22 protein-coding genes and 1 riboswitch are annotated in these 22168 nt (G+C 71.7%); of the genes, 14 read left to right on the forward strand and 8 right to left on the reverse strand.

The window, feature by feature from the left end; translation table 11 throughout:
* Nucleotides 1-47: 47 nt before the first annotated feature.
* Together gltX and ACIBCT_RS07090 are read right to left on the reverse strand one after the other, a co-directional pair.
* Nucleotides 48-1379, reverse strand: a complete 1332-nt coding sequence (gene gltX, locus ACIBCT_RS07085) for a glutamate--tRNA ligase (RefSeq protein ID WP_399186670.1) — start codon at nucleotides 1377-1379, stop codon at nucleotides 48-50.
* A 28-nt stretch (nucleotides 1380-1407) separates the two neighbouring features.
* A complete protein-coding gene (locus ACIBCT_RS07090) occupies nucleotides 1408-2184 on the reverse strand; it encodes a fumarylacetoacetate hydrolase family protein (protein ID WP_344894181.1) in 777 nt (258 codons plus the stop codon).
* A 243-nt stretch (nucleotides 2185-2427) separates the two neighbouring features.
* Here ACIBCT_RS07090 and ACIBCT_RS07095 point away from each other — a divergent pair, with 243 nt between their 5' ends.
* Genes ACIBCT_RS07095 through ACIBCT_RS07125 form a run of 7 tightly spaced genes read left to right on the forward strand, consistent with a single transcriptional unit; the run spans nucleotide 2428 to nucleotide 6058 of the window.
* Nucleotides 2428-2919, forward strand: a complete 492-nt coding sequence (locus ACIBCT_RS07095; protein ID WP_399186470.1) for an Asp23/Gls24 family envelope stress response protein — start codon at nucleotides 2428-2430, stop codon at nucleotides 2917-2919.
* Nucleotides 2916-3500 (forward strand): hypothetical protein, encoded by a 585-nt coding sequence (locus ACIBCT_RS07100; protein ID WP_399186471.1) that lies wholly within the window; start codon nucleotides 2916-2918, stop codon nucleotides 3498-3500. Before ACIBCT_RS07095 ends, ACIBCT_RS07100 begins: the two co-directional genes overlap by 4 nt.
* On the forward strand, nucleotides 3497-3685 hold the full coding sequence (locus ACIBCT_RS07105) for a hypothetical protein (RefSeq protein WP_344896009.1): 189 nt from the start codon (nucleotides 3497-3499) through the stop codon (nucleotides 3683-3685). Before ACIBCT_RS07100 ends, ACIBCT_RS07105 begins: the two co-directional genes overlap by 4 nt.
* Nucleotides 3682-4290 carry an Asp23/Gls24 family envelope stress response protein gene (locus ACIBCT_RS07110; RefSeq protein ID WP_399186472.1) on the forward strand — a complete coding sequence of 203 codons (609 nt, stop codon included), beginning with the start codon at nucleotides 3682-3684 and terminating at the stop codon, nucleotides 4288-4290. The genes ACIBCT_RS07105 and ACIBCT_RS07110 overlap by 4 nt, the downstream gene beginning before the upstream one ends.
* Nucleotides 4287-4973: a DUF6286 domain-containing protein gene (locus ACIBCT_RS07115; RefSeq protein ID WP_399186473.1), complete on the forward strand. Its 687-nt coding sequence runs from the start codon at nucleotides 4287-4289 to the stop codon at nucleotides 4971-4973. The genes ACIBCT_RS07110 and ACIBCT_RS07115 overlap by 4 nt, the downstream gene beginning before the upstream one ends.
* A gap of 5 nt (nucleotides 4974-4978) precedes the next feature.
* Complete coding sequence (locus ACIBCT_RS07120) at nucleotides 4979-5566, forward strand: hypothetical protein (RefSeq protein WP_399186474.1); 588 nt, start codon at nucleotides 4979-4981, stop codon at nucleotides 5564-5566.
* A gap of 51 nt (nucleotides 5567-5617) precedes the next feature.
* A complete protein-coding gene (locus ACIBCT_RS07125) occupies nucleotides 5618-6058 on the forward strand; it encodes an antibiotic biosynthesis monooxygenase family protein (RefSeq protein WP_399186475.1) in 441 nt (146 codons plus the stop codon).
* Nucleotides 6059-6093: 35 nt separating this feature from the next.
* Here the strand turns inward: ACIBCT_RS07125 and ACIBCT_RS07130 are convergent, their stop codons facing one another.
* Nucleotides 6094-6690, reverse strand: a complete 597-nt coding sequence (locus ACIBCT_RS07130; protein ID WP_399186476.1) for an HD domain-containing protein — start codon at nucleotides 6688-6690, stop codon at nucleotides 6094-6096.
* 71 nt (nucleotides 6691-6761) lie between these two features.
* Here ACIBCT_RS07130 and ACIBCT_RS07135 point away from each other — a divergent pair, with 71 nt between their 5' ends.
* Complete coding sequence (locus tag ACIBCT_RS07135; RefSeq protein ID WP_399186477.1) at nucleotides 6762-7748, forward strand: GlxA family transcriptional regulator; 987 nt, start codon at nucleotides 6762-6764, stop codon at nucleotides 7746-7748.
* Between the two features lie 190 nt (nucleotides 7749-7938).
* Complete coding sequence (locus ACIBCT_RS07140) at nucleotides 7939-9618, forward strand: heparinase II/III family protein (protein WP_399186478.1); 1680 nt, start codon at nucleotides 7939-7941, stop codon at nucleotides 9616-9618.
* Nucleotides 9619-9782: 164 nt separating this feature from the next.
* Here ACIBCT_RS07140 and cimA read toward each other — a convergent pair whose 3' ends face one another.
* Complete coding sequence (gene cimA / locus ACIBCT_RS07145; protein WP_399186479.1) at nucleotides 9783-11357, reverse strand: citramalate synthase; 1575 nt, start codon at nucleotides 11355-11357, stop codon at nucleotides 9783-9785.
* A gap of 288 nt (nucleotides 11358-11645) precedes the next feature.
* Between cimA and ACIBCT_RS07150 the strand changes: the two genes are divergently transcribed.
* Together ACIBCT_RS07150 and ACIBCT_RS07155 are read left to right on the forward strand one after the other, a co-directional pair.
* Nucleotides 11646-12299, forward strand: a complete 654-nt coding sequence (locus tag ACIBCT_RS07150) for an O-methyltransferase (protein ID WP_399186480.1) — start codon at nucleotides 11646-11648, stop codon at nucleotides 12297-12299.
* Nucleotides 12300-12402: 103 nt separating this feature from the next.
* A complete protein-coding gene (locus tag ACIBCT_RS07155; protein ID WP_399186482.1) occupies nucleotides 12403-12990 on the forward strand; it encodes a Uma2 family endonuclease in 588 nt (195 codons plus the stop codon).
* 52 nt (nucleotides 12991-13042) lie between these two features.
* On the opposite strand, the gene ACIBCT_RS07160 is transcribed toward ACIBCT_RS07155, so the two are convergent.
* Both ACIBCT_RS07160 and ACIBCT_RS07165 read right to left on the reverse strand, forming a co-directional pair.
* Nucleotides 13043-14137 carry a branched-chain amino acid aminotransferase gene (locus ACIBCT_RS07160; protein ID WP_399186483.1) on the reverse strand — a complete coding sequence of 365 codons (1095 nt, stop codon included), beginning with the start codon at nucleotides 14135-14137 and terminating at the stop codon, nucleotides 13043-13045.
* A 173-nt stretch (nucleotides 14138-14310) separates the two neighbouring features.
* Nucleotides 14311-15357: a 3-isopropylmalate dehydrogenase gene (locus tag ACIBCT_RS07165; protein WP_399186484.1), complete on the reverse strand. Its 1047-nt coding sequence runs from the start codon at nucleotides 15355-15357 to the stop codon at nucleotides 14311-14313.
* Between the two features lie 141 nt (nucleotides 15358-15498).
* A riboswitch (cyclic di-AMP (ydaO/yuaA leader) is annotated at nucleotides 15499-15729 on the forward strand.
* Between ACIBCT_RS07165 and ACIBCT_RS07170 the strand changes: the two genes are divergently transcribed.
* Complete coding sequence (locus tag ACIBCT_RS07170) at nucleotides 15717-16313, forward strand: C40 family peptidase (RefSeq protein WP_399186485.1); 597 nt, start codon at nucleotides 15717-15719, stop codon at nucleotides 16311-16313. (Overlaps the previous riboswitch by 13 nt.)
* A 604-nt stretch (nucleotides 16314-16917) precedes the next feature.
* On the opposite strand, the gene serA is transcribed toward ACIBCT_RS07170, so the two are convergent.
* The gene (serA, locus tag ACIBCT_RS07175) at nucleotides 16918-18507 is read right to left on the reverse strand and encodes a phosphoglycerate dehydrogenase (RefSeq protein ID WP_344894136.1); all 1590 of its coding nucleotides are present in this window, start codon (nucleotides 18505-18507) and stop codon (nucleotides 16918-16920) included.
* Nucleotides 18508-18733: 226 nt separating this feature from the next.
* Here serA and ACIBCT_RS07180 point away from each other — a divergent pair, with 226 nt between their 5' ends.
* Both ACIBCT_RS07180 and ACIBCT_RS07185 read left to right on the forward strand, forming a co-directional pair.
* Complete coding sequence (locus ACIBCT_RS07180) at nucleotides 18734-19765, forward strand: hypothetical protein (RefSeq protein ID WP_399186486.1); 1032 nt, start codon at nucleotides 18734-18736, stop codon at nucleotides 19763-19765.
* 296 nt (nucleotides 19766-20061) lie between these two features.
* Nucleotides 20062-20607, forward strand: a complete 546-nt coding sequence (locus tag ACIBCT_RS07185; protein ID WP_399186487.1) for an FHA domain-containing protein — start codon at nucleotides 20062-20064, stop codon at nucleotides 20605-20607.
* A gap of 28 nt (nucleotides 20608-20635) precedes the next feature.
* Here the strand turns inward: ACIBCT_RS07185 and ACIBCT_RS07190 are convergent, their stop codons facing one another.
* On the reverse strand, nucleotides 20636-21997 hold the full coding sequence (locus tag ACIBCT_RS07190; RefSeq protein WP_399186488.1) for an MFS transporter: 1362 nt from the start codon (nucleotides 21995-21997) through the stop codon (nucleotides 20636-20638).
* Nucleotides 21998-22168 lie beyond the last annotated feature (171 nt).

A 22168-nucleotide genomic window follows, 5' to 3' on the forward strand; every position in this document is an offset into this window, starting at 1 on the left:
CGGACGGCCGGGTCCCGGGCCTCACCGGCTCGGGTCGGTCCGCCCGGTCAGGCCCCGAGCCTGGCGAGGGCGGCGCGCAGGCGCTCCGCGGTGCGCTCGCGGCCGAGGACCTCGATCGACTCGAACAGCGGCAGGCCCACGGTCCGGCCGGTGACGGCCACCCGTACGGGGGCCTGGGCCTTTCCGAGCTTGAGACCGTGCTCGGTGCCGACCTCCTCCAGGGCGGTCTTGAGCGAGTCGGGGTCCATCGCGACGGTCTCCAGCCGGGCCAGGTAGCCGGTGAGGATCTCCACCGCGGAGTTCTTCATGGCCTTGTCCCAGGACGCCTGGTCGAAGACGGGCTCGTCCAGGAAGAGGAAGTCGACGTTCGCCGTGATCTCCGACAGGACCGCGATGCGGGTCTGGGCGAGCTCGGCGACCTTCGCGAAGACCTCGCGGTCCCAGCCGGGCTCCAGCCAGGGGTCGCAGCGGGAGACGAACTCCGCCAGGGGCAGCGCCCGGATGTACTCGCCGTTGAACGCGCGGAGCTTCTTCTCGTCGAAGAACGCCGGGGAGGGGTTGACGTCCTGGAGCCTGAACAGCGGCACCATCTCCGACCAGGGCATGATCTCCCGGTCGTCGCCGGGCCCCCAGCCGAGCAGCATCAGGTAGTTGACCATCGCCTCGGCCAGGTAGCCCTCGTCGCGGTAGGACTCCAGGGCGACCTTGTCGCGGCGCTTGGACAGCTTCTGGCGCTTCTCGTTGACGATCACCGGCACGTGCGCCCAGATCGGCGGGGTGACGCCGAGCGCGTCCCAGAGCAGCTGCTGCTTGGGGGTGTTGGACAGGTGCTCCTCGGCGCGGACCACGTGGCTGATCCGCATCTCCACGTCGTCGACGACGTTGGCCAGGACGAACAGCGGCGATCCGTCGCCGCGGGCGACGACGAAGTCCTCCATCGCGGCGTTGGGGAACTCCACCGTGCCGCGGACCAGGTCCTGGATCACGGTGACGCCCTCGTCGGGGGTGCGGAAGCGGACCGCGCCCTCGGCCAGGCCGCGGTCGCGGCAGAAGCCGTCGTAGCCCTGGTGCTCGGAGCCGGTACGGGCCTTGACCTCGTCCCGGGTGCACCCGCAGTGGTAGGCGCGGCCGTCGGCGAGCAGCGTGGCCACGGCCTCGCGGTGCTGCTTCTCGTACGAGGACTGGAAGTAGGGGCCCTCGAAGGCCGGATGGGTGTCGTTGACACCGATCCAGGCGAGCGCCGAGATGATGCCCTCGGTCCACTCGGGCCGGTTGCGCGCGGCGTCGGTGTCCTCGATGCGCAGGACGAACCGGCCTCCGGCCTGCTCGGCCAGGGCCCAGTTGAACAGCGCGGAGCGGGCACCGCCGACATGGAACATGCCGGTCGGCGAGGGGGCGAAGCGAACCCTAATCACGGGGGACCACCCGGTTGCTGAGAGTGCCGATTCCTTCGACGAAGACGCTGACCTCGTCGCCGACGCTGAGCGGGCCGACCCCCTCGGGGGTGCCGGTCAGGATGACGTCGCCGGGGATCAGCGTCATGACCGCGCTCACGTGGGCGATCAGCGCGGGGATGTCGTACATGAGCTTGGAGGTGCGCGAGCTCTGGCGGACCTCGCCGTTCACCGAGGTGACGATGGCGACGTCGGACGGGTCGAGCTCGGTCTGGATCCACGGGCCGAGCGGGCAGAACGTGTCGAAGCCCTTGGCCCGGGTGAACTGGACGTCCTTCTTCTGCAGGTCCCGCGCGGTGACGTCGTTGGCGCAGGTGTAGCCGAAGATCACCTCGTGCGCCCGCTCGCGGGGGACCTCCCGGCAGAGCCTGCCGATCACCACGGCCAGCTCGCCCTCGTAGTCGACCCGCTGGGAGAGCGCCGTCGGGTAGGCGATGGCCTCACCCGTGCCGATCACCGACGTGGACGGCTTGAGGAAGACCAGCGGCTCGTCCGGCACCTCCCCGCCCATCTCCTTGGCGTGGTCGGCGTAGTTCCTGCCGATCGCCACGACCTTGCTGGGCAGCATGGGGGCGATCAGCTTCACCTGGGAGAGCGAGAACCGCTCCCCGGTGAACTGGATCGGCCCGAAGGGATGGCCGGAGATGCCGGCGACGAACTCCTCCCCGGGGCCGCCCTCGACCACCCCGAACCCGACACCGTCTCCTGTGGAGAACCTCGCTATACGCACACGGACAAGGCTAGTCGCGCTCCGGGTCCCGCAGGACCGTGCCCGTCTCCGGGCGGACGCCCACCCGAACCGGCGACCCCACAACCCATATACAACCAAAAATGTAGATAAATCCTATTTTCCAGATACCGCCAGGATTACTCTAAGAATAGGTATGTCCTGGTTGTGTGCCATATGGGGGGTATTACCGGCTATAGCACCATCGGGGACCGGCGCGGTCCTCTCTCGGGGGAGGGAACGGACGTGACTGAAGCCAGCACGGTGAACAGGCCCCAGGGCGGCGAGGCGACGGTGCCCCGGGCTCGCACCGACAGTTCCGGAATGCAGAGTGGGCTGGTCACCCCCAAGGGGACCACCACCATCGAGAGCGGCGTGGTCGCGAAGATCGCGGGCCTGGCGGCCCGGGAGATCCAGGGCGTGCACAACATGGGCGCGGGCACGGCGCGCGCCTTCGGCGCGATGCGCGGCATGGTGGGCGCCGAGAAGAGCGTCACGCAGGGGGTCTCGGTCGAGGTGGGCGAGCGGCAGGCCGCCGCCGACCTCGAACTGGTCGTCGAGTACGGCATGTCCATCCCCGACCTGGCCGGCGCGGTGCGCCGCAACGTGATCACGGCGGTCGAGCGGATGTGCGGCCTGGAGGTCACCGAGGTCAACATCAAGGTCTCCGACGTCCACATGCCCGGCCAGGGGGACGGGGCGGAGGAGTCGCCCGAGCCGGAGCCGCGCGTCCAGTGAGCGACCCCGTCCCCGGAGCGCCGGGACCCGCACGCGGTCCGCACGAGGCCGGCCGCACGGCCGTGCCCGCACCCGATCCCGGGCCCTCGGCCCGCCGCACGGCCGTACCCGATCCCGGGCTCTCGGCCCACGAGCCGCCCGCGCCCGCGTACGGATCCACGCGGACGGCCGGGCAGCGGACGGCCGGGCAGGAGATCGCCGGGCAGGGGATCGCCGGACCGGGGGGTGCCGCGGGCCCGCGGAACGGGGAGGACGGACCTGCGGCCGAGGTCGGGCCGGGAACGGGGGACGTCTCGCAGGATCCCGTCCACCGCGCGGCGGCCCTCGCCCGCGGGATGGCCGACGCGGTACGGCGCTGTCCCGACGTCGTCGACCTGTCCGGCGGCCCGTTCGGGACGGTGGCGACCTACATGCCCGGCGAGATGATGCCCGGTGTCGCGCTGCGCGAGGACGAGGTGGAGGTCTCCATCGTCGTCAGGCTGGGACGCCCGCTGCCGGAGATCGCCGAAGAGGTGCGCGCGGCGGTCGCCCCGATGGCGGGCGACCGGCCGGTGAACGTCCATATCGGAGGTGTGACATGAACGGTTTCCCCATCTGGTCGGTGCTCGGCACGGTGGCCGGCATCCTGCTCGGGTTCGCCGGGGCCTTCGGCGGGCTGTCGGCGTTCCTGCTGGTCCTGGTGCTGGGCGCGATCGGATTCATGATCGGCCGTCTGGCGGAGAGCGGGCAGATCGACCTGTCCAGGCTGGCGGCGAGGCGACGATGAGCACCCCGGTCGAACACCGTCCCGTGCCCGGCCGGGCGACCCAGGGCTCCGCGGAACCCGCGGAACCCGGGACCCTCTCCGGTGACGGGCCGGGCGGTGTCCCGGAACGGACGGGCCGGTCCGCGCCGTCCACCGTGTCCGGCCGTCTGGCCGTACCGGCGGAGCGGCGTGGCAGGACCGACATATCCGATCGGGTGGTGTCGCGCATCGCGACCCGCGCGGCCGGAGAGGTGGCACGGGTACGGAAGGTCGGCGAGCGGGGGCCGCTGTCCTTCCGGGGCGGTACCCGCGCCACCGTGGACGGTGAGCTCACCACCCTCCGCCTGGACGTGACGGTGGACTACCCGGCCCCGCTCCGCGAGGTGGCCCAGCAGGTCAGGAGCCACGTGGCCGAGCGGATCATGGCCCTGACCGGCCTGTACGTCGGCCACATCGACATCGACGTCACCAACGTGACCCTGACCGGGACCGGCGCGGCCGCCCGCCGCCCCCGCGCCGTCGAGGCCGCCGAGACCACCGGGAGCGCAGGGAGCGCAGGGAGCGCAGGGAGCACCGGAGGCACCGGGTCCACCGCGGCTCACGCCTTCCACGGGGAGCGCGGATGACCACCCGCACGTCCGGCGGGCCCGGCCCCGTCCCCGAGGCGGCGGGACCGGACCCGGGGACGACGACCGCACCCGGCGCGGAGATCGCGGAACCGCCCGCGTCGCAGGCGACCGGCGCGGTGCCGAGGAACGCCTCGGCGGACCGCGCGGCGGTCAGGGCGTTCCGTCCGCGCCGGGTGATCCCCTCGGTGATCACGGCCCTGCTGATGACCGCGCTCGGCCTCCTCGTGGCGCTGGAGGTCGTCTCCGCGCTGCTGAACCGCCCGCTCCGCCTGGTGCCCTACGACCGGATCCTTCCCTGGGCCTCGTCCACACCGTGGAGCGACCCGCGGGTGATGGCGGGCGCGGGCCTGACCGGCCTGCTGGGCCTGCTGCTGGTCCTGCTCGCGATCGTGCCGGGACGGCCCACGCTCGTCCCGGTCAGGACCGGGACCAGGAAGCTGCTCGTCGGCGTGCAGCGCCGGGGGTTCGCCCGGTCGCTGGCCCGCGCCGCCGAGGCGGTGCCGGGTGTCGACCGCGCCCGGGTGCGGCTGCTGGGCAGGACCGTGCGCGTGCGGGCCGACGCCGGAACGCGGGACGTCACCGACCTGGGCGACGTCGTACGGGAGGCGGTCAACGCGCGGATCGACGCGTTCTCCCCCGTCCGGAGGCACTCCGTCCGCGTGCGGCTGCGAGGCAGGTGAGCACCGTGAACGACACGACCGCCCGGGGCAACCGGCTGGGACTGCTCCTCGTCGGGCTGGCGCTGCTCGCGCTGTCGGCGCTGGTGATCGCACGCGGAGCCGGGGCGTTCCCGCAGGACGCGGCACCGGCCCGGGCTCCGCTCGTCGACGAGCCGATGCGCGCGGCGTTCGCCCGCTACGACCCGTCGCTCCGGTGGGTGATCGCGGCCGGTGGGATCGTGCTCGCCCTGTTCGGGCTGCGCTGGCTGCTGGTCCAGGGGCGCCGCCGCAGCCTGGACACCATGCGGCTGGACGGCGGCCCGGCCGGGGTGACGGAGGTCGACACCGGCGGCGTGACCGACGCGGCGTCGGCGGAGGCGGGCGCGCACCCCGCGATCCTGGGCGCCACCACCACGATGGTCGGCACGGAACGGGACCCCTGCGTACGGGTACGGGTGACCCTGGCCGGGGACGCGCCGATGAGCGCGGTCCGCGAGCAGCTGGGCGAGGTGGTGCTGCCGCACATGCGCCAGGCCCTGGAGAGCCCGGACATGCCCGCCGTCGCCCGGGTGAGCGTGCAGGACGCGCCACACCCCCGCAGGACCCTCGCGTGACGGGGCGCCGATCATAGAGTGGTCGGGAACCCACCACCTCGAGGAGACGATGTGCCGGTCGTGAAGATCAACGCCCTGACGGTGTCCGCGGAGATGCGCGAGGAGCTGGAGCGCCGCTTCTCCGGACGGGCAGGGGTCGTCGAGTCCGCCGACGGATTCGAGTGGTTCGAGCTGCTCCGGCCGGTGGACGGCACCGACCGCTACCTGGTCTACACCCGCTGGCGTTCGGAGGAGGACTTCAAGCGCTGGACCGAGAGCCAGGCCTTCCAGCGGGGCCACGCCCAGGCCGCGGCCGACGCGGACCAGGGGCAGGGGCAGCAGGGGCAGCAGGGGCAGCAGGGGCACGGTCACGGCCAGGACCCCGCCCAGGGACAGGGTCACGGACACGGTCCCGCCCAGGGACACGGGCACGGCCAGGGTCCCGCCGCCACCGGAGCCGAGCTGTGGTCCTTCGAGGTGGTGCAGAGCACCGGTCCGGCCCCCGGGGCCTGACCACCGGCACGACCGGCCCTGCCGGGATCCCGGGCTCACCCCTCCAGGGGGTTGGCGGCCATGAGCTCGGCGATCCCGGACCGGGCCAGCCGTCCGGCCTGACTGTCCGGTTTGCGCCGCGCCTGGTCCAGGATGCACATGGTGAAGTACGGGCCGATCCCCGCCCGGGGGTAGGTCCCCAGCACCTCGGCGCGGAGCTCCGCGGGGAAGTCCTCAGGCCTGCGGCCGGAGATGTCCAGCGCGGTGGAGAGTTCCAGCAGGTACCCCTCCGGGTCCTTGGCGGGGTCCACCTCGTCCCACACGTGGCGTACGACGACCTCCGCGGCGCGCACCCGGCGCTCGACCGGCCAGCCGGCACCGGCGGCGAAGACCCACGCGACGTGGCCGCCCGCCTCCTCGAACGGCACGGTGTGGCTGTCGAACTCCTCCACCAGGCCGATGTCGTGCAGCATCGACGCCACGTACAGCAGTTCGGCGTCGAAGGCGATGTCGTTCATGGCGCCGTAGGCCGCCGCCCACAGGTAGGCGCGGACGGAGTGGTTGAGCAGGGCGGACGTGCAGTAGGCGGTCGCCACCTCCAGGGCGCCGCGGGCGGCCTGGGTGTCGGGGACGACGATGTCGGCGAGTCTCATGCCCCCAGCCTGCCGAAACGGGCGGGCATCCCGTGAGTGGCCTGGAGGACACCGGCCGATAGGATCGCGCCATGAGCTTCCGGACGGTCGCGGTGATGCTGTTCGACGGCATCCCGCTGTTCGAGGCGTCGGTGCCGATCGCGGTCTTCGGGGAGCGGCGGGCGGGGCTGCCGGAGTTCGACACCCGGGCCGTCTCCGCCGAGGGCGGCCCGGTCCGCACCGACATCGGGATCACCCTCGCCGCCCCGTACGACCTGGACGCCGTCGACGACGCCGACCTCGTCGTCGTGCCCACCTGGCGGAACCCGTCGGGGCCCGCGCCCGCGGCGGAGGCGCTGGAGGCTCTGCGCCGCGCCCATCGGCGGGGGGCGACCGTGGTCGGGCTCTGCCTGGGCACGTTCGTACTGGCCGCCGCCGGGCTGCTGGACGGGCGCGGGGCCACCACCCACTGGCGCTACACCGGCCTGCTCGCCGCGTCCCACCCCCGCGTCGAGGTCCGGCCCGGCGTCCTGTACGTCGACGAGGGCGACGTCCTCACCTCCGCGGGCAGCGCGGCCGGCATCGACCTGTGCCTGCACCTCGTCCGCCGGACGTACGGCCCGGAGACGGCCAACCAGATCGCCAGGGGCCTGGTGGTGCCGCCGCACCGGGCGGGCGGCCAGGCGCAGTACATCGACCATCCGGTGCCGTCGCCCTCCACCGGCGACCCGATCGGCGAGACCCTCGAATGGGCCCTGCGCCACCTGGACCGGGAGCTCACCGTGGACGTCCTGTCCGCCCGCGCCGCGATGAGCCGCCGCACCTTCGACCGGCGCTTCCGCGCGGTCACCGGCACCACCCCGGCCCAGTGGCTGCTCCACCAGCGGGTCCTGCAGGCCCAGCGGCTGCTGGAGACCACCCGCGAGCCGGTGGAGCGGGTGGCCCGCAGCGTGGGGTTCGCCTCGGCGGTGGCGCTGCGCCCGCACTTCCGCCGCCGGGTGGGCGTCTCCCCCACCGCCTACCGGGAGACCTTCGGCACCGCCCCGGCAGGGGAAGCCGCCGCGCCCCCGGCCCCCTGACCCCCGGGGCCCGTGAGGTCTCACCGGCCCCGTAGGGTTCATGGGACCCACCGGTCCCACGGGCGGGGACCCGCATCCAATTGCTAACGATCCCCTGGAAGTACCCCTCCCGACTTGACCGGTTTGGTGGGATTCGGACAGCATGATCCGCTCTCATGACGCGACTCGACTCCGCCCGGAAGGAACTGGCGTGCGCCGCCGCACACAAGCACTCGCTCTTGCCCTGGTCTCCCTGCTGACCTGCCTCGTCCCGGTCGGCACCGCCGAGGCCGGGGCCGCGAAACGCACCACGGAGTGTCAGGGCGACTGGCTGCCCGCGACGCCCACCGGGTCGGACGTGATGGGCGGCAGGCTCGGCTTCCTGGACCTGGCCCCGGTGAAGATCGGCAAGAACGTCGACTGGCGCACCGATCCCTACCGCAACCGCTCGTGGAGCATGGTCTTCCACTCGCTGCGCTGGATGGGCCGCCTCGTCGCCGACTACGAGTCCAACGGCGACAAGGCGTACCTGGACCGGGCCGTCGAGATCGCCAAGGACTGGGTCGCCGACAACCCTCGCGGCGGCGCGAGGACGAGCCCGTACGCCTGGCAGGAGCACCCCATCGCGCTGCGCGCGCCCGCGCTGGTCTGCCTGAGCAAGCACGTCGACGCCGGCTGGCTCACCCGCAGCCTGACCGAGCACGCCACCATGCTGTCCAACCCCAAGCTGTACGAGAAGGGCCACAACCACGGCATCGACCAGGACATCGCGCTGCTGGGCATCGGCTGCCGCTACGGCCGCAAGGAGTGGTCCGGTCTGGCGATCAGGCGTCTCACCGAGACCGTGAAGCTCGACGTGGACTCCCAGGGCGCGCTGCGCGAGCAGGCCCCGCGTTACGCGATCTACGTGTACGAGCGCCTGCGGGTGGCCATGGACAACATCCGGGCGTGCAGGCTCACGGTGCCAGGGGAGATCTCCCGGCGCTGGGAGTCGATGGAGGACTTCATCTCCCACTCCACCCAGCCGAACGGGTACATGGTCCCGATCGGCGACGGCGGGGCGGACGTGCGGCCGGTCGGCTACAGCGCGCCGAAGAAGACCGTGCGGGTGTTCGGCAACGGTTACGTCTACGGGCGCACCTCCTGGAACGACCCCGGCTCGGCGTTCTACTCCATCCGCTTCGGGCCCGGCATGAAGTACCACGGCCACGAGGACCACCTGGGCGTGACCTACTACGCCCAGGGCCGCGACGTCCTGGTCGACGCGGGCTTCGACTCGTACGAGAACAGCGGCTACCGGCGCTGGACGATGTCCCCCCAGGCGCACAACACCTCGACGGTGGCCGGGGCCCGGTTCCGCGGCGGCACGGCCACCGCCCTGAGCAGGTCCTCGATCGGGCAGGACCGGCAGAGCTACCGGCTGACCGACAGGGCCTACGGCGTCTCCAGGACCCGTTCGGTGCTCGTCGGCCACGGCCGGGACGTGATGGTCGTGCTGGACACGGTCCCCAAGGGCTCGCGGGTGGGCAACCTCTGGCACTTCTCCCGCGACCTTTCCGTCGTCTCGAACGGTGGCGGCCGGGTCGTGCTGAAGGACGAGAAGGGGTGGAAGGCGACGCTCGCGCAGGTCTCGATGCCGTCGTGCAGGCCGGTCGGCGGGCTGAAGGTCGTCCGCGGCGCGAAGAACCCGTACCAGGGCTGGGTGTCGTCGGCCTACCTGCAACGGCACCCCGCCCCCGCGGTGGTGGCCCCGGCCGCCGGAGCCTCCGTGCTGACCGTGGTGGTACCCGGCACCGACGACCCGTCGCTCTCCTGCTCCGGCGGCACGGTCACCGTGAAGACCTCCGAGGGCACGGTGAGCCTCCGCGCCCGCGGCGCCGACCTGTCCTGAGGGACCCGGTCTGTCCTGAGGGCCTCGGCCTGTCCCGTTCTGAGGGTCCCGGCCGTCCTGACGGACCCGGCCGGACGTCCCGCCGGTTCCCGGCTCCGCTCCCCAGCGGTACGGTTCCCCGCCGGTTCCCGTCCCCGGCGCTGCGGCCGGGGACGGCGCGTCCCTCAGGCGGCGTGGCCCGCCCGCAGCAGGCCGTAGGTGACGGCCTGCTCCAGCGCCTGCCAGGACGCCTCGATGATGTTCTCGTCGACGCCGACCGTGGACCACTCCCCGGCCGCGTCGCTGGAGGTGATCAGCACGCGGGTGACCGCGTCGGTGCCGTGCGTGCCCTCCAGGATGCGGACCTTGAAGTCGATCAGCTCGACCTCGGCCAGCTCGGGGTAGAGGCGCTCCAGCCCGAGCCGTACGGCCCGGTCGAGGGCGTTGACCGGGCCGTTGCCCTCGCCGGTGGCGACGATCCGCTCGCCCTTGGCGTACAGCTTCACGGTGGCCTCGCTGACGACCTCGCCGCCCCGGGCCCGCTCGACGATCACCCGCCAGGACTCGACCTGGAAGTGGCTCCTGCGCTCGCCCGCGACGGTGTCACGGAGCAGCAGCTCGAAGGAGGCGTCGGCGGCCTCGAAGGTGTAGCCCCTGGACTCCATCTCCTTGACCCGGTTGACCAGCTCCCGCGAGATGTCCGGGCCCAGCTCGTAGCCCAGCTCGCGGCCCTTGAGCTCGACCGAGGCGCGCCCGGCCATGTCCGAGACGAGCATGCGCATGTCGTTGCCGACCTGGGCGGGGTCGATGTGCTGGTAGAGGTTGGGGTCGACCTTGATGGCGCTGGCGTGCAGCCCGGCCTTGTGCGCGAAGGCGGAGACGCCCACGTAGGGGGCGTGCGAGTTGGGGGTGACGTTGGTGACCTCGGTGATCGCGTGGGCGATCCTGGTCATGTCCGCCAGCGCCTCCCGGGGCACCAGGTCGAAGCCCCGCTTGAGCTGGAGGTTCGCCACGACGGTGAACAGGTTGGCGTTGCCCGAGCGCTCGCCGTAGCCGTTGGCGCAGCCCTGCACGTGGGTGGCGCCGGCCTTCACCGCGGCCAGCGAGTTGGCGACCGCGCAGCCGGTGTCGTCGTGGCAGTGGATGCCGATCCTGGCCGACGTCTCGACGGCGGCGTGCACCACGTCGGCCAGCTCGTCGGGGAGCATGCCGCCGTTGGTGTCGCAGAGCGCGATCACCGAGGCGCCGGCCTCGGCGGCGACGCGCAGGACCTCCAGCGCGTACGCCGGGTTGGAGGCGTAGCCGTCGAAGAAGTGCTCGGCATCGAGGAAGACCCTCTGCCCCTCCGCACGAAGATGGGAGACCGTGTCGCGGATCATCGCGAGGTTCTCCTCCAGGGTCGTGCGGAGGGCCAGCTCCACGTGCCGGTCGTGACTCTTGGCGACAAGGGTCACGACCGGCGCGCCGGATTCGCGCAGCGCGGCGACCAACGGGTCGTCGGCCGCCTTCACACCTGCCCGGCGGGTCGCGCCGAACGCGGCGAGCTGCGCGTGCTTCAGGTCCAGCTCTGTTCGAGCCCGCCTGAAGAACTCGGTGTCCTTGGGGTTGGCGCCCGGCCAGCCGCCCTCGATGAAGCCGACGCCAAGGCCGTCCAGGTGACGCGCGACGGCCAGTTTGTCGGCCACCGTGAGGTTGAGCCCTTCCTGCTGGGCTCCGTCACGGAGAGTCGTGTCGTACACGTGGAAGCGATCGTCGGCCATGTCGTTCTCCTTCGCGGGTTCGATGATCCGCCGCGCGCCCGTCCGGCTCCGGAAACAAAAATGACCCCTCACGGACGTGAGAGGTCTGCGCGCCGGCGGTGTCCCTTTTCAGCCGGCGCGCCTGCCGATAATGAGCAGACCGTAGAACATGATGCCTCGGAGTCTGCCACACGACGACACCATCTGACACATCGATCTCACGATCCGAGATACGCGGCGCGTCGGCGACGTGCCGACACGGTGCGGAATCGCCGACACCGCCGGGCGTCACGGGCGAGAATGGCTCCCATGAAGGCCACCTACCTCGACCCCGCCGTGGGCCAGTACCTGCTCGCGCACACCACCCTGCCCGACGAGATCCTCGACGCGCTGGCCGTCGAGACCCGCGAGCTGACCGGCGACGACGCCAGGATGCAGATCTCCCCCGACCAGGGGAGCTTCCTGACGATGATCACCCGCCTCTGCGGCGCCAGGAACGCGGTGGAGGTGGGCACCTTCACCGGCTACTCCTCCATCTGCCTGGCCCGCGGGCTCGCCCCCGGAGGGGGGCTGACCTGCTTCGACGTCAGCGAGGAGTGGACGGCGATCGCCCGCAGGTACTGGGAGAAGGCGCAGGTGGCCGACCTCATCGACCTGCGGATCGGCCCCGCGGCCGAGCGGCTGCTCGAACTGCCCCAGCACCCGGCCGTGGACCTGGCCTTCATCGACGCCGACAAGGCCGCCTACCCGGTCTACTACGAGCTCCTGATGGAGCGCCTGGCTCCCGGCGGGCTGATCCTGGCCGACAACACGCTGCGCGGCGGCCGTGTCGCCGACCCCGCCAGCGACGAGGAGACGGTCAGGTACATGCGCGCGTTCAACGACATGGTCACCGCCGACGAGCGGACCACCTCGGTCATGCTCCCCATCGCCGACGGGCTCACCATGATTCGAAAGCACTGACGAGAACTTTCCCGGATCCGTACGCGGGCGCGACGCTTTCCGATCACTTTACGTGATGTGACGAACACGTTGCGCCCATCGGCGTGGAGGGAAGGATGAGACCATGGGAATGCTCATGGAGAGATCGACCGCGTACCAGATCACGGATCGGAAGAACCTCGAACGGCTCTACACGGAGCTCGTCGATCGGTTCGAGAATCACCGGATCGAGATCGTCAACGGCAGGATCGTGGTGAGGGAGATGCCCACGATCGCCCACGCCAAGGTCGTCTACCAGCTGACGGCACAACTCATGCCGTTCTCCATGGAGAAGGGGTGGCGTCTCTATCCGCAGGTCAAGCTCCTCCTGCAGGTGCAGGGGGATCGCATCGAGCCCGACCTGGTAATCGTGCCCCCCGATCCCCCTCTCTGGGATCCCAGCCACATCCATGCGAACGCCACGTTGCTGGTCGCCGAGGTCGTCTCTCCGAGCAGCGTTCACGACGACCACGTGGTCAAGCCGCGTGCCTGCGCGCTCGCGGGCGTCCCGCTCTACCTCGTGATCGACACCTTCGCGGACCGGTTCAGGTTGCTCAGCCGACCCGGCCCGGAGGGGTACGCCGAAGAGGTCACCGAGTCGCTCGGCAAGCCGCTCGAACTGCCCGCGCCGTGGAACCTCACGATCGACACGGGCAGGCTGACCGAGGGCTGAGCCCGTCGCGCGGAAGGGCCCGGCCTTGGAGGACCGGGCCTTCCGGTGGCGGCTAGCAGATCTTGTGGACCCAGCCGTGCGGGTCGGGGCGGGACCCGTACTGGATGCCCACGAGTTCCTCGCGGATCTTCGAGGTGACCGGGCCCTGGTTGCCGTCGCCGATCGTCCAGGCGCGGTCGGCGCCCTTGACCGCGCCGACCGGGGTGACGACCGCGGCCGTGCCGCAGGCGAAGACCTCGGTCAGCTCGCCCGACTCGCAGCCGCTCTGCCACTCCTCGATCGACAGGCGTCCCTCCTCGGCCCGCAGGCCCAGGTCACCGGCGAGGGTGAGGATGGAGTCGCGGGTGATGCCGGGCAGGAGCGTCCCGGTCAGCGCCGGGGTGAGCAGGCGGTCGCCGTAGACGAAGAACAGGTTCATCCCGCCCATCTCCTCGACGTGACGGTGCTCGACCGCGTCCAGCCAGACCACCTGGTCGCAGCCCTGCTCGACGGCCTGGCGCTGGGCCACGAAGGCCCCGGCGTAGTTGCCGCCGCACTTGGCCGCCCCGGTGCCACCGGGGGCGGCGCGGGTGTACTCGGTGGAGAGCCAGACCGAGACGGCCTTGCCCCCGCCGAAGTAGGCCGCGGCCGGTCCGGCGATGACCATGTACCGGTAGGTCCTGGAAGGGTAGTTGACACCGAGCGCGGGCTGCGTGGCGATCATGAAGGGGCGCAGGTAGAGGCTGTGCCCCGGGGTGGTGGGGACCCAGTCACGGTCGGTCTGGACGAGCAGCTCCAGCGACTCGACGAACGTCTCCTCGGGCAGCTCGGGCATGGCCATCCGCAGCGCCGAGGCGTTGAACCGGGCGGCGTTGGCCTCCGGCCGGAAGGTCACGATGGCGCCGTTCTCCTGGCGGTAGGCCTTGAGACCCTCGAAGAGCTCCTGCCCGTAGTGGAAGACCGAGGTCGCCGGGTCGAGGACGAGCGGCCCGTACGGGGTGAGCCGGGCGTCGTGCCACCCCTCCCCCTCGGTGTAGTCGATGGAGATCATGTGGTCGGTGAAGACCTGGCCGAACCCCGGGCTCGCCATTACCTGCTCACGCTCGTCCGTGGTGCGAGCGTGGTCGGAGAGCTGCACGTCGAAGCTGAGCTTCTGAGCGGTGGTCATGACGCGGATCCTTCTCTTGGTGTCTGGCTTACCCTTGCGTCCATTCTGCGTTGGACCGGGTAACGGGAAACTACTGCATCGATAGCGAAAACCGTCAGCGGGGCGGAAAACCAAAACGCGCCCGGCGGCTCGGTGAGCCGCCAGGCGCGTCTGGGTCGAGGTGGGCGGCTTCCTCAGCCGGCTACTCGGGCGGTGATGTCGTCGCCGATCTCGCGGGTGGTCCGGCCGGTCCGGCCGGTCGGCCGCTCGGCCAGGTCGTCGGCGACGGCCCGCTCGACCCGGACGGCCTCGGAGTCCAGGCCCAGGTGGTCCAGGAGCATGGCGACCGACAGGATCGTGGCGGTCGGGTCGGCCTTGCCCTGGCCCGCGATGTCGGGGGCGCTGCCGTGGACCGGCTCGAACATGCTCGGCGCGGTGCGGTCGGGGTTGACGTTGCCGCTGGCCGCCAGGCCGATGCCACCGGCGATCGCCGCGCCGATGTCGGTGAGGATGTCACCGAAGAGGTTGTCGGTGACGATCACGTCGAAGCGCCGGGGCTGGCTGACGAAGAACATCGAGGCCGCGTCGACGTGGCAGTAGTCGGTCTGGACGTCCGGGTACTCCCGGCCGACCCTCTCGACGGTGCGGGCCCACAGGTCACCGGCGTAGGTGAGCACGTTGGTCTTGTGGACCAGGGTGAGCCTCCTGCGGGGACGCGACAGCGCCTTGTCGAAGGCGTAGCGCACCACGCGCTCGACGCCGAAGGCGGTGTTCAGCGACTCCTGGGTGGCGATCTCCTGCGGGGTGCCGTGACGCATGACGCCCCCGGCTCCGGCGTACGGGCCCTCGGTGCCCTCGCGGACGACGATCATGTCGATGTCCTCCGGCCGGACCCCGCCCAGCGGGGTCTCCACCCCGGGGAAGAGCTTGACCGGCCGCAGGTTCACGTAGTGGTCGAGCCGGAAGCGGAGCTTGAGCAGCAGGTCGCGCTCCAGCACGCCCGGGGGCACGCTGGGGTCGCCGACCGCCCCGAGCAGGATCGCGTCGTAGCCGCGCAGCTCCTCCAGGACGACGTCGGGCAGCGTCTCACCGGTCTCGTGGTAGCGCTTGGCGCCGAGATCGTAGGTGGTGGTCTCCACCTTCGTGCCGACCGCTTCGAGGACCTTCAGCCCTTCGGTGACGACCTCGACCCCGATCCCGTCCCCGGGGATGACCGCCAGGCGGATGTTACGCGAATCCATGGGGTCACCCTACCGGGCCGTCTCGGTGCTTGAACACCGGTCTCACGCCTCGGACGGAATTTCCCTCGGGTACATCTGATCGCTTTGCCCGTCTTTATCCTATGTTGACCGTTTCGCGAGGTTTCGTTATGGTCCTCACCGTTCACGTTGATGCCTAATTCGTACGGATCATCCCTTATCGATGCGTACGGAGCCGGGGAACCACTCTTTCCGGGATCGTCCCGGGCCCCGGGAACCCCGCTCCCGACCGGAGCGCGTTCCCGGCCGCCCGCGACGGGATCCCTCGGGGCGAATCGGCGCGCCCGCGCGCCGTAGGGCGGCCTCCACGCCCGAGCCCGACAGCTCACCCGGCAGGCCCTATGGAAGGAACGACCCTGTACGGCAAGATCTGTTCGCGCGTCGCGTCCGTCCTCGTCGCCGGGACCGCGGTGTTCGCGACCCCGGCCACCGCGCTGGCCGCCTCGCCCTTGCCCGCCCCCGCGCCTCCCGCGCTCGGCATGCCCGCCCTGAAGGGCGCCCTGCGGGCCGCGTCCCTGCGTCCCGCCTGGCAGAAGGCCCTGAGCTGGGCCATGTCCAAGCGCGGCACGCCGTACGCGTGGGGCGGCACCGGCCGCGGCGGCTTCGACTGCTCCGGGCTGATGCTCCGCGCCTATGGGGCCGCCGGGATCGCGCTGCCCCGCATCGCCTCCGAGCAGTACGAGGCGTTCTCCAGGAAGATCGCCTGGAAGGACCTCAGGCCCGGGGACCTGGTCTTCTTCCGGGGTCTCGGGCATGTCGGAATGATCACGAAGCCCGGGTACATGGTGCACGCCCCGCGGAGCGGGGACGTGGTCAAGGAGGAGCGGCTCGCCTCATGGCGGCACGCCTCCTTCGTCGGCGGGGTGCGCCCCGACCCCGAGGGGGTCGAACTGGCCGAGCGGATCGAGCACGCGACCGGATCCGCCGTCGGCGGGTGAGCCCCCGCGGCTCCGCCGCGAGCGTCGCGGAGCCGTCCGCCCCGGCCGGCCCGGCCCGGACCGGCGCACGGCCGTGATCGGGCAGGTGGCCGGCAGGTGGCCGGCAGGTGGCCGGCAGGGTCAGCGGGTGGGCGCGCCACCGTTGTCGCGGCGGTCCAGGGCGGTCTGGATCGCGTCGGCCGCCTCGTCCTCGTTCTCGTCCGGGCGGTTCCAGGAGTACATCTCGTACATGGTGAGTCTCGTTTCGGTCGCGGGTGAGCTGTGAAGGTGGCCGAGACTCCGGTCAGGACTCGGACCGGGCCCGATGCCTCGGTCCGGGTCACGGACCGGTGGGCGGAGGGCTCGGAGCCGGCGATCGCCACGGCACCGTGGCGGGCCGCCGGCCTGCCCTGTCAGGCCCCGCCGCGGCGGGTGCGGAGTGCGAGAACACCCGGCGCATCTCCATCAGGTTACCCGGTGACGAAAGGGTCGTCTCGCCCCGCGTACACACTTCTCACATGTCGAGACGGCGAGCGGGTGCCGGCCCGGTCCCGGACGGTCCGTCCGGGAGCGGGCCGCGGCGCGCCGCGGCCACCCACGAAGGGGACCCGGCGGACCGGGACGGTCAGTCGGTCAGGTCGACCGAACGGCCGCTGTCGGCGCCGATCTCCGCGCCGATCTGGTCGACCACGTCGGCCGGGATGGCGGTGTCGACGGTGAGCGCGATCAGGGCCTTGCCGCCCTTGACGTCCCGGGCCACCTGCATCGAGGCGATGTTGATCGAGTGGTCGCCCAGGATGCGGCCGACCACGCCGACGATGCCGGGACGGTCGGTGTAGGTGAAGAACGACAGGTGGTCGGTCGGCTCGATCTCCATCTGGTAGCCGTTGACCTCGACGATCTTCGTGATCTGCCTCGGCCCGGACAGGGTGCCGGAGACCGAGACCGCGCGGCCGTCGGCGAGCACGCCGCGGACCGTCACCACGTTGCGCCAGTCGGGGCTCTCCGAGCTGGTGATCAGCTCGACCGTGACACCGCGGTCCTTGGCCAGCAGCGGGGCGTTGACGTAGGTGACCGAGTCCTCGACCACGTCGGTGAAGACGCCCTTGAGGGCGGCCAGCTCCAGCACCCGGACGTCGTGGGAGGCGATCTCGCCGCGCACCTCGACGTCGAGCCTGGTGGCGACCTCACCGGCGAGCGCGGTGAACACCCGGCCGAGCTTCTCGGCCAGCGGCAGGCCCGGCTTGACGTCCTCGGCGACGGCGCCGCCCTGGACGTTGACCGCGTCCGGCACGAACTCCCCGGCCAGGGCGAGCTTCACGCTCCGCGCGACCTGGGTGCCGGCCTTCTCCTGGGCCTCGTGGGTCGAGGCGCCCAGGTGCGGGGTGACCACGACCTGGTCCAGCTCGAAGAGCGGGCTGTCGGTGACCGGCTCCTTGGGGAACACGTCGATGCCGGCGCCGGCGACGCGGCCCTCCTTGATCGCGGAGTAGAGGGCGTTCTCGTCGATGATCCCGCCTCGGGCGACGTTGATCAGGCGCACGTTCGGCTTGACCTGGTGCAGCTCCCGCTCTCCGATGAGGCCGATGGTCTCCTTGGACTTGGGCAGGTGCACGGTGATGAAGTCGGCCTCGCGCAGGGCCTCCTCCAGCGAGACCAGGCGGACGCCCATCTGCGCGGCGCGGGCCGGCTGCAGGTAGGGGTCGTAGGCGATCAGCTCGACGCCGAACGGCTGGAGGCGCTGCGCGACCAGCTGGCCGATCTTGCCGAGGCCGAGGATGGCGACGACCTTCTCGTCCAGCTCCACGCCGGTGTACTTCGAGCGCTTCCACTCGCCGCCCTTGAGCGCGGAGTGGGCCTGGGCGACGTTGCGGGCGGAGGCGAGGATCAGGGCCACGGTGTGCTCGGCGGCACTGGTGATGTTGGAGGTGGGCGCGTTGACGACCATGACGCCGGCCTTGGTGGCCGACTCCACGTCGACGTTGTCCAGGCCGACGCCGGCGCGGGCGACCACGCGGAGCCGGGGGGCGGCGGCGATCGCCTCGGCGTCCACCTGGGTGGCGCTGCGCACGATCAGGGCGTCCACGTCCGCGAGGGCGGGCAGGAACTGGGCGCGGTCGGCGCCGTCGGTGTGGCGGACTTCGAAGTCCGCGCCCAGAACCGCGAGACCGGCCTCGGAGAGTTCCTCGGCGACCAGTACGACGGGCTTGTTCACAGGCAGATCCTTACTAGGCGGTGAGGTGCACGGACCTCACGTAGTCTATCGGCGCTTGTGAACGCGTTCACGAGTGTCCCGCGATCCGAGACGGGGTAGGCCGTGACCGGGGGGCGCTACCCGCCGTCGTCGCATCCCATGCCTGCAAAATTCAACTTGGTATTGATCCCAAGAAAACTTCGCGATTACCCTGATAAGCCGTGGTCCACTACCTATCGTTCCTCATATGAGCATCGGGAACCCCGCTCTCGGCACCGTGCTCGCCCAGCACGGCGAGCCGCACCGGCTGCTGGCCGCGCTCGCGGAATGGGGACTCCTGGTCGCCGTGCGACCCGACCGCTCCGTCGTGCTCGGCACGACCCAGGCGGGTGAGCGTGTCCTGCTCGGATACACCTCGGCGGACACCTACGCGCGGCACCGTGGCAGCCACTCGTTGTCGGCCTGCGACGCCGACACCGTCCTCGACATCCAGCGCGTCACCGGCGTGCGGGAGATCGTGATCGACGCGGCCGGGCCGGCCGCCGCGGCCGTGCCGATCGAGGACCTCCAGCGCTACCTGCTCTCGACGCGCAGCGGGCCCACCCCCGCGCTGTCGAGCGCGACCCCCACCGCGTACGCGACCGGGGCGATGGCCACGGTCTCGCGTTCGGCGCCCGCGCTTCCGCGGACCGCTCCCCCGGCGGCACCGCAGAGCCCGTACCCGCAGGCTCCCTCCGCGCCGGGCGCGTACCCGCAGGGCACGCCCTCCCCGGGGGCGTACCCGCAGACCCCTCCCCCGGCGGCCCCGCAGGCCCCGTACCCGCAGGGCCCCTCGCGGCAGGCCGCCTCCCCGCAGGGCCGGCCGCGGACCCCCGTGCCCGCCGCGCCCGCCGCCTCGTGGATCCCGGCACCCCGGCCGCACCTGTCGGGCCCGATGCAGATGGTGGACCCCGGCTACCGCCGCTGCGACCACCCGATCCTGCCCGCGCTGCGCGCCGCGATCTCGCACCTGCTCGTCGACTACCCGCTCGTCCACCACGTGTGGATCTCCGAGGCCAGCACCTCCTCGGGCGCCCCGGGGATCATGCTGCACGTCAAGGTGCACATGTCGGCGGCCGAGGACGTGGTCAGGGACATCCACCGCGGGGTACGGGCCAGGCTGCCGCAGCTCGCCGCCAGCGAGGCGCCGATCCTGATGGCCAGGGTCGCCGACGCGCGCAGCGAGCAGCGGATGATCGAGCTGGGCGCCCACGTGGTCTGCGCCGACGTCACCGACTGACACCGACCGGCACCGACCGGCACCGACCGACTCGGCCGACACCGGCCGACACCGGCCAGCCCGTCGGACCACGGCGTCCACGACGCCTCCTGTCCGCGTCGACGCGTGCCGTCCCTGCGCGTGCGGGGGCGGCGGGTCCAAGGTTTCCGGGATCCGGCAGGAGACCGTGCGCGGAGAAGTTTCCGCAGCGTGTGCGCGGTCGCCCGCACCGGTCCGGATGATCGTGCCGGATGGGTCCTCGGCAGGAGATCCGCGTATTCTGGACAGGTTCCGCCCTCGGGGCGGATACTCGGAGGATGAGCTCGACGCATCCCCCGGCCCGCGCCTCCGACGGGGACCGCGATCGTGCGATCAGCGAGCTCCGTGATCGTGCCGTCGAGGGACGCCTGTCGCACGACACCTTCCTCGGCCGGGTCGACATGGCCCTGCGCGCTCGCAACCAGGGCGAGCTCGACAACCTGGTCGCCGACCTGCCGCAGCGCGGCCGGTTGCGCCGCATCGTCACCGAGGCCGTCGCCTCGGCCTCCGACTTCACCAAGCGGGTCGAGTCGGCCTGGCGGCGCCCCCGGATGCCCCGGCTGGCGCTCCCCGGCGACGGCAGGACCCGCTACGTGGTCGGCCGCGGCTCCTCCTGCGACCTGGTCCTCGCCGACCTGACCGTCTCGCGGGTGCACGCCGAGCTCCGCCGCGACCAGGAGGGGTGGATCCTGGTGGACCTGGGCTCGCTCAACGGCACCCGGCTGAACGACTGGCGGCTGGTGGGGCCGGCGAAGGTCCGGCCCGGTGACGTCGTCTCCTTCGGCGACTGCGGCTTCCTGATGGTCACGCCCCAGGTGCTCTGACCCCGAGGCGCTCCGGGCCCGGGTCTGCTCAGCCGCCCTGGGGCCCGGCGGCCCCGGCCTCGGCGAGCCTCTCGGCCGTCAGGGTGTAGCGGGTGACCAGCACGATGCTGACCCCCATCAGGAGCGCCGGCAGCAGCGTGGTGCCGTACAGCACCGCCGTGGTCGCCGATTCGGGCTGGGCGACCGGCGTGGAGGGGTTGGACTCGACGAACCCGGTCGCCCCGAGCAGCCAGCCGAGCACCAGCGCGCCGAAGGCGAAGACCACGGTCTCGGCCGCCGTCCACAGGCCGGTGAACACCCCGGCCCTGCGCTTGCCGGTGACCAGGGCGTCGTGGACGATCACGTCGGAGAGCATCGAGAACTGCAGCAGCTGGAACCCGGCGTAACCGATGCCGACCAGGAGCACGCACACGTGCGCGTACACCGGGCCGAGCAGGCCGGAGAAGACCATCGCGACGGTGCCCGCCATGAACAGCGCCGACGCCAGGATCATCGCGCCGCGCTTGTCGTAGCGCTTGGACAGCCAGATCCAGGGCGGCATGGTGATCAGCAGCGGGCCGACGATGCCGAGGAAGAGCGTGGTGGTCGCCGACGGATCGCCCAGCGTGTAGGTGGCGAAGTACGGCGAGCCGGCCAGCATGATGCCGGCCGAGAACATCTGGGCGCAGCTCAGGCCGAGCAGCACCATGAACGTCCTGTTCGAGCGGGCGGCGGCGAACTGGGCGGTGATCGACGGCTCGGCCTCGGCCTGGGCGATCATCGGGGCGCGGGCGGTGCCGAAGAACGAGGCCAGCATGGACAGCAGCAGCACCGCCCCGATGACCAGGCCCATGGTCCGGTAGCCGGTGACGTCGGTGCCGGCGATGAGCGGGGCGACGCCCCCCGAGAGCAGGATCCCCAGGCCGACGAAGGCCATCCTCCACTGCAGCAGGGAGGAGCGCTCGTGGTAGTCGTCGGTCATCTCCGCGGGCATCGCCTTGTAGGGCACCTCGTAGAAGGCGTAGGCCGTCGCGGTCAGGAAGTAGCAGGCCGCGACGTACACCGCGGCGGACATGCCGGTGAGCGGGGGGCCGGCGAAGGTGAGGGCGAACGTCACCGGCAGGGTGAACGCGCCCAGCAGCATCCACGGGCGGCGGGCCCCGAAGCGGGAGACCGTCCGGTCGGAGCGCTGACCCACCCAGGGGTTGATGAAGATGTCCCAGAGCTTGGGGAGGAAGACCACCACACCGGCGATCCAGGCCGGGACCGCCAGCACGTTCGTCATGTAGAACAGCAGCAGCAGGCCCGGAACCGTGGAGAAGGTCGCGGTGCAGATCGCGCCGACGCCGTAGCCGATGCGCACTCCGCGCGGCACGGTGACGGCGGCGGGGGGTGTCGCCGGGAAGACCATGCCACATTCAATCGCAGCGCGTGGGCACTGGGTAGGTCCAGGACAGGACGAATGCCCCACCACCGCCCCGGCGTCCGTCCGTACGTGATCGCCGGGAGCCTCCGGATCCCCGCCCCCTCCCGCTCCGGACGCTCCCCTGTACGTGATCACCGGGAGCCCGCGGACCCCGCG

It is taken from the genome of Streptosporangium sp. NPDC050855, from assembly GCF_044456585.1.
Classification (GTDB): domain Bacteria; phylum Actinomycetota; class Actinomycetes; order Streptosporangiales; family Streptosporangiaceae; genus Streptosporangium; species Streptosporangium longisporum.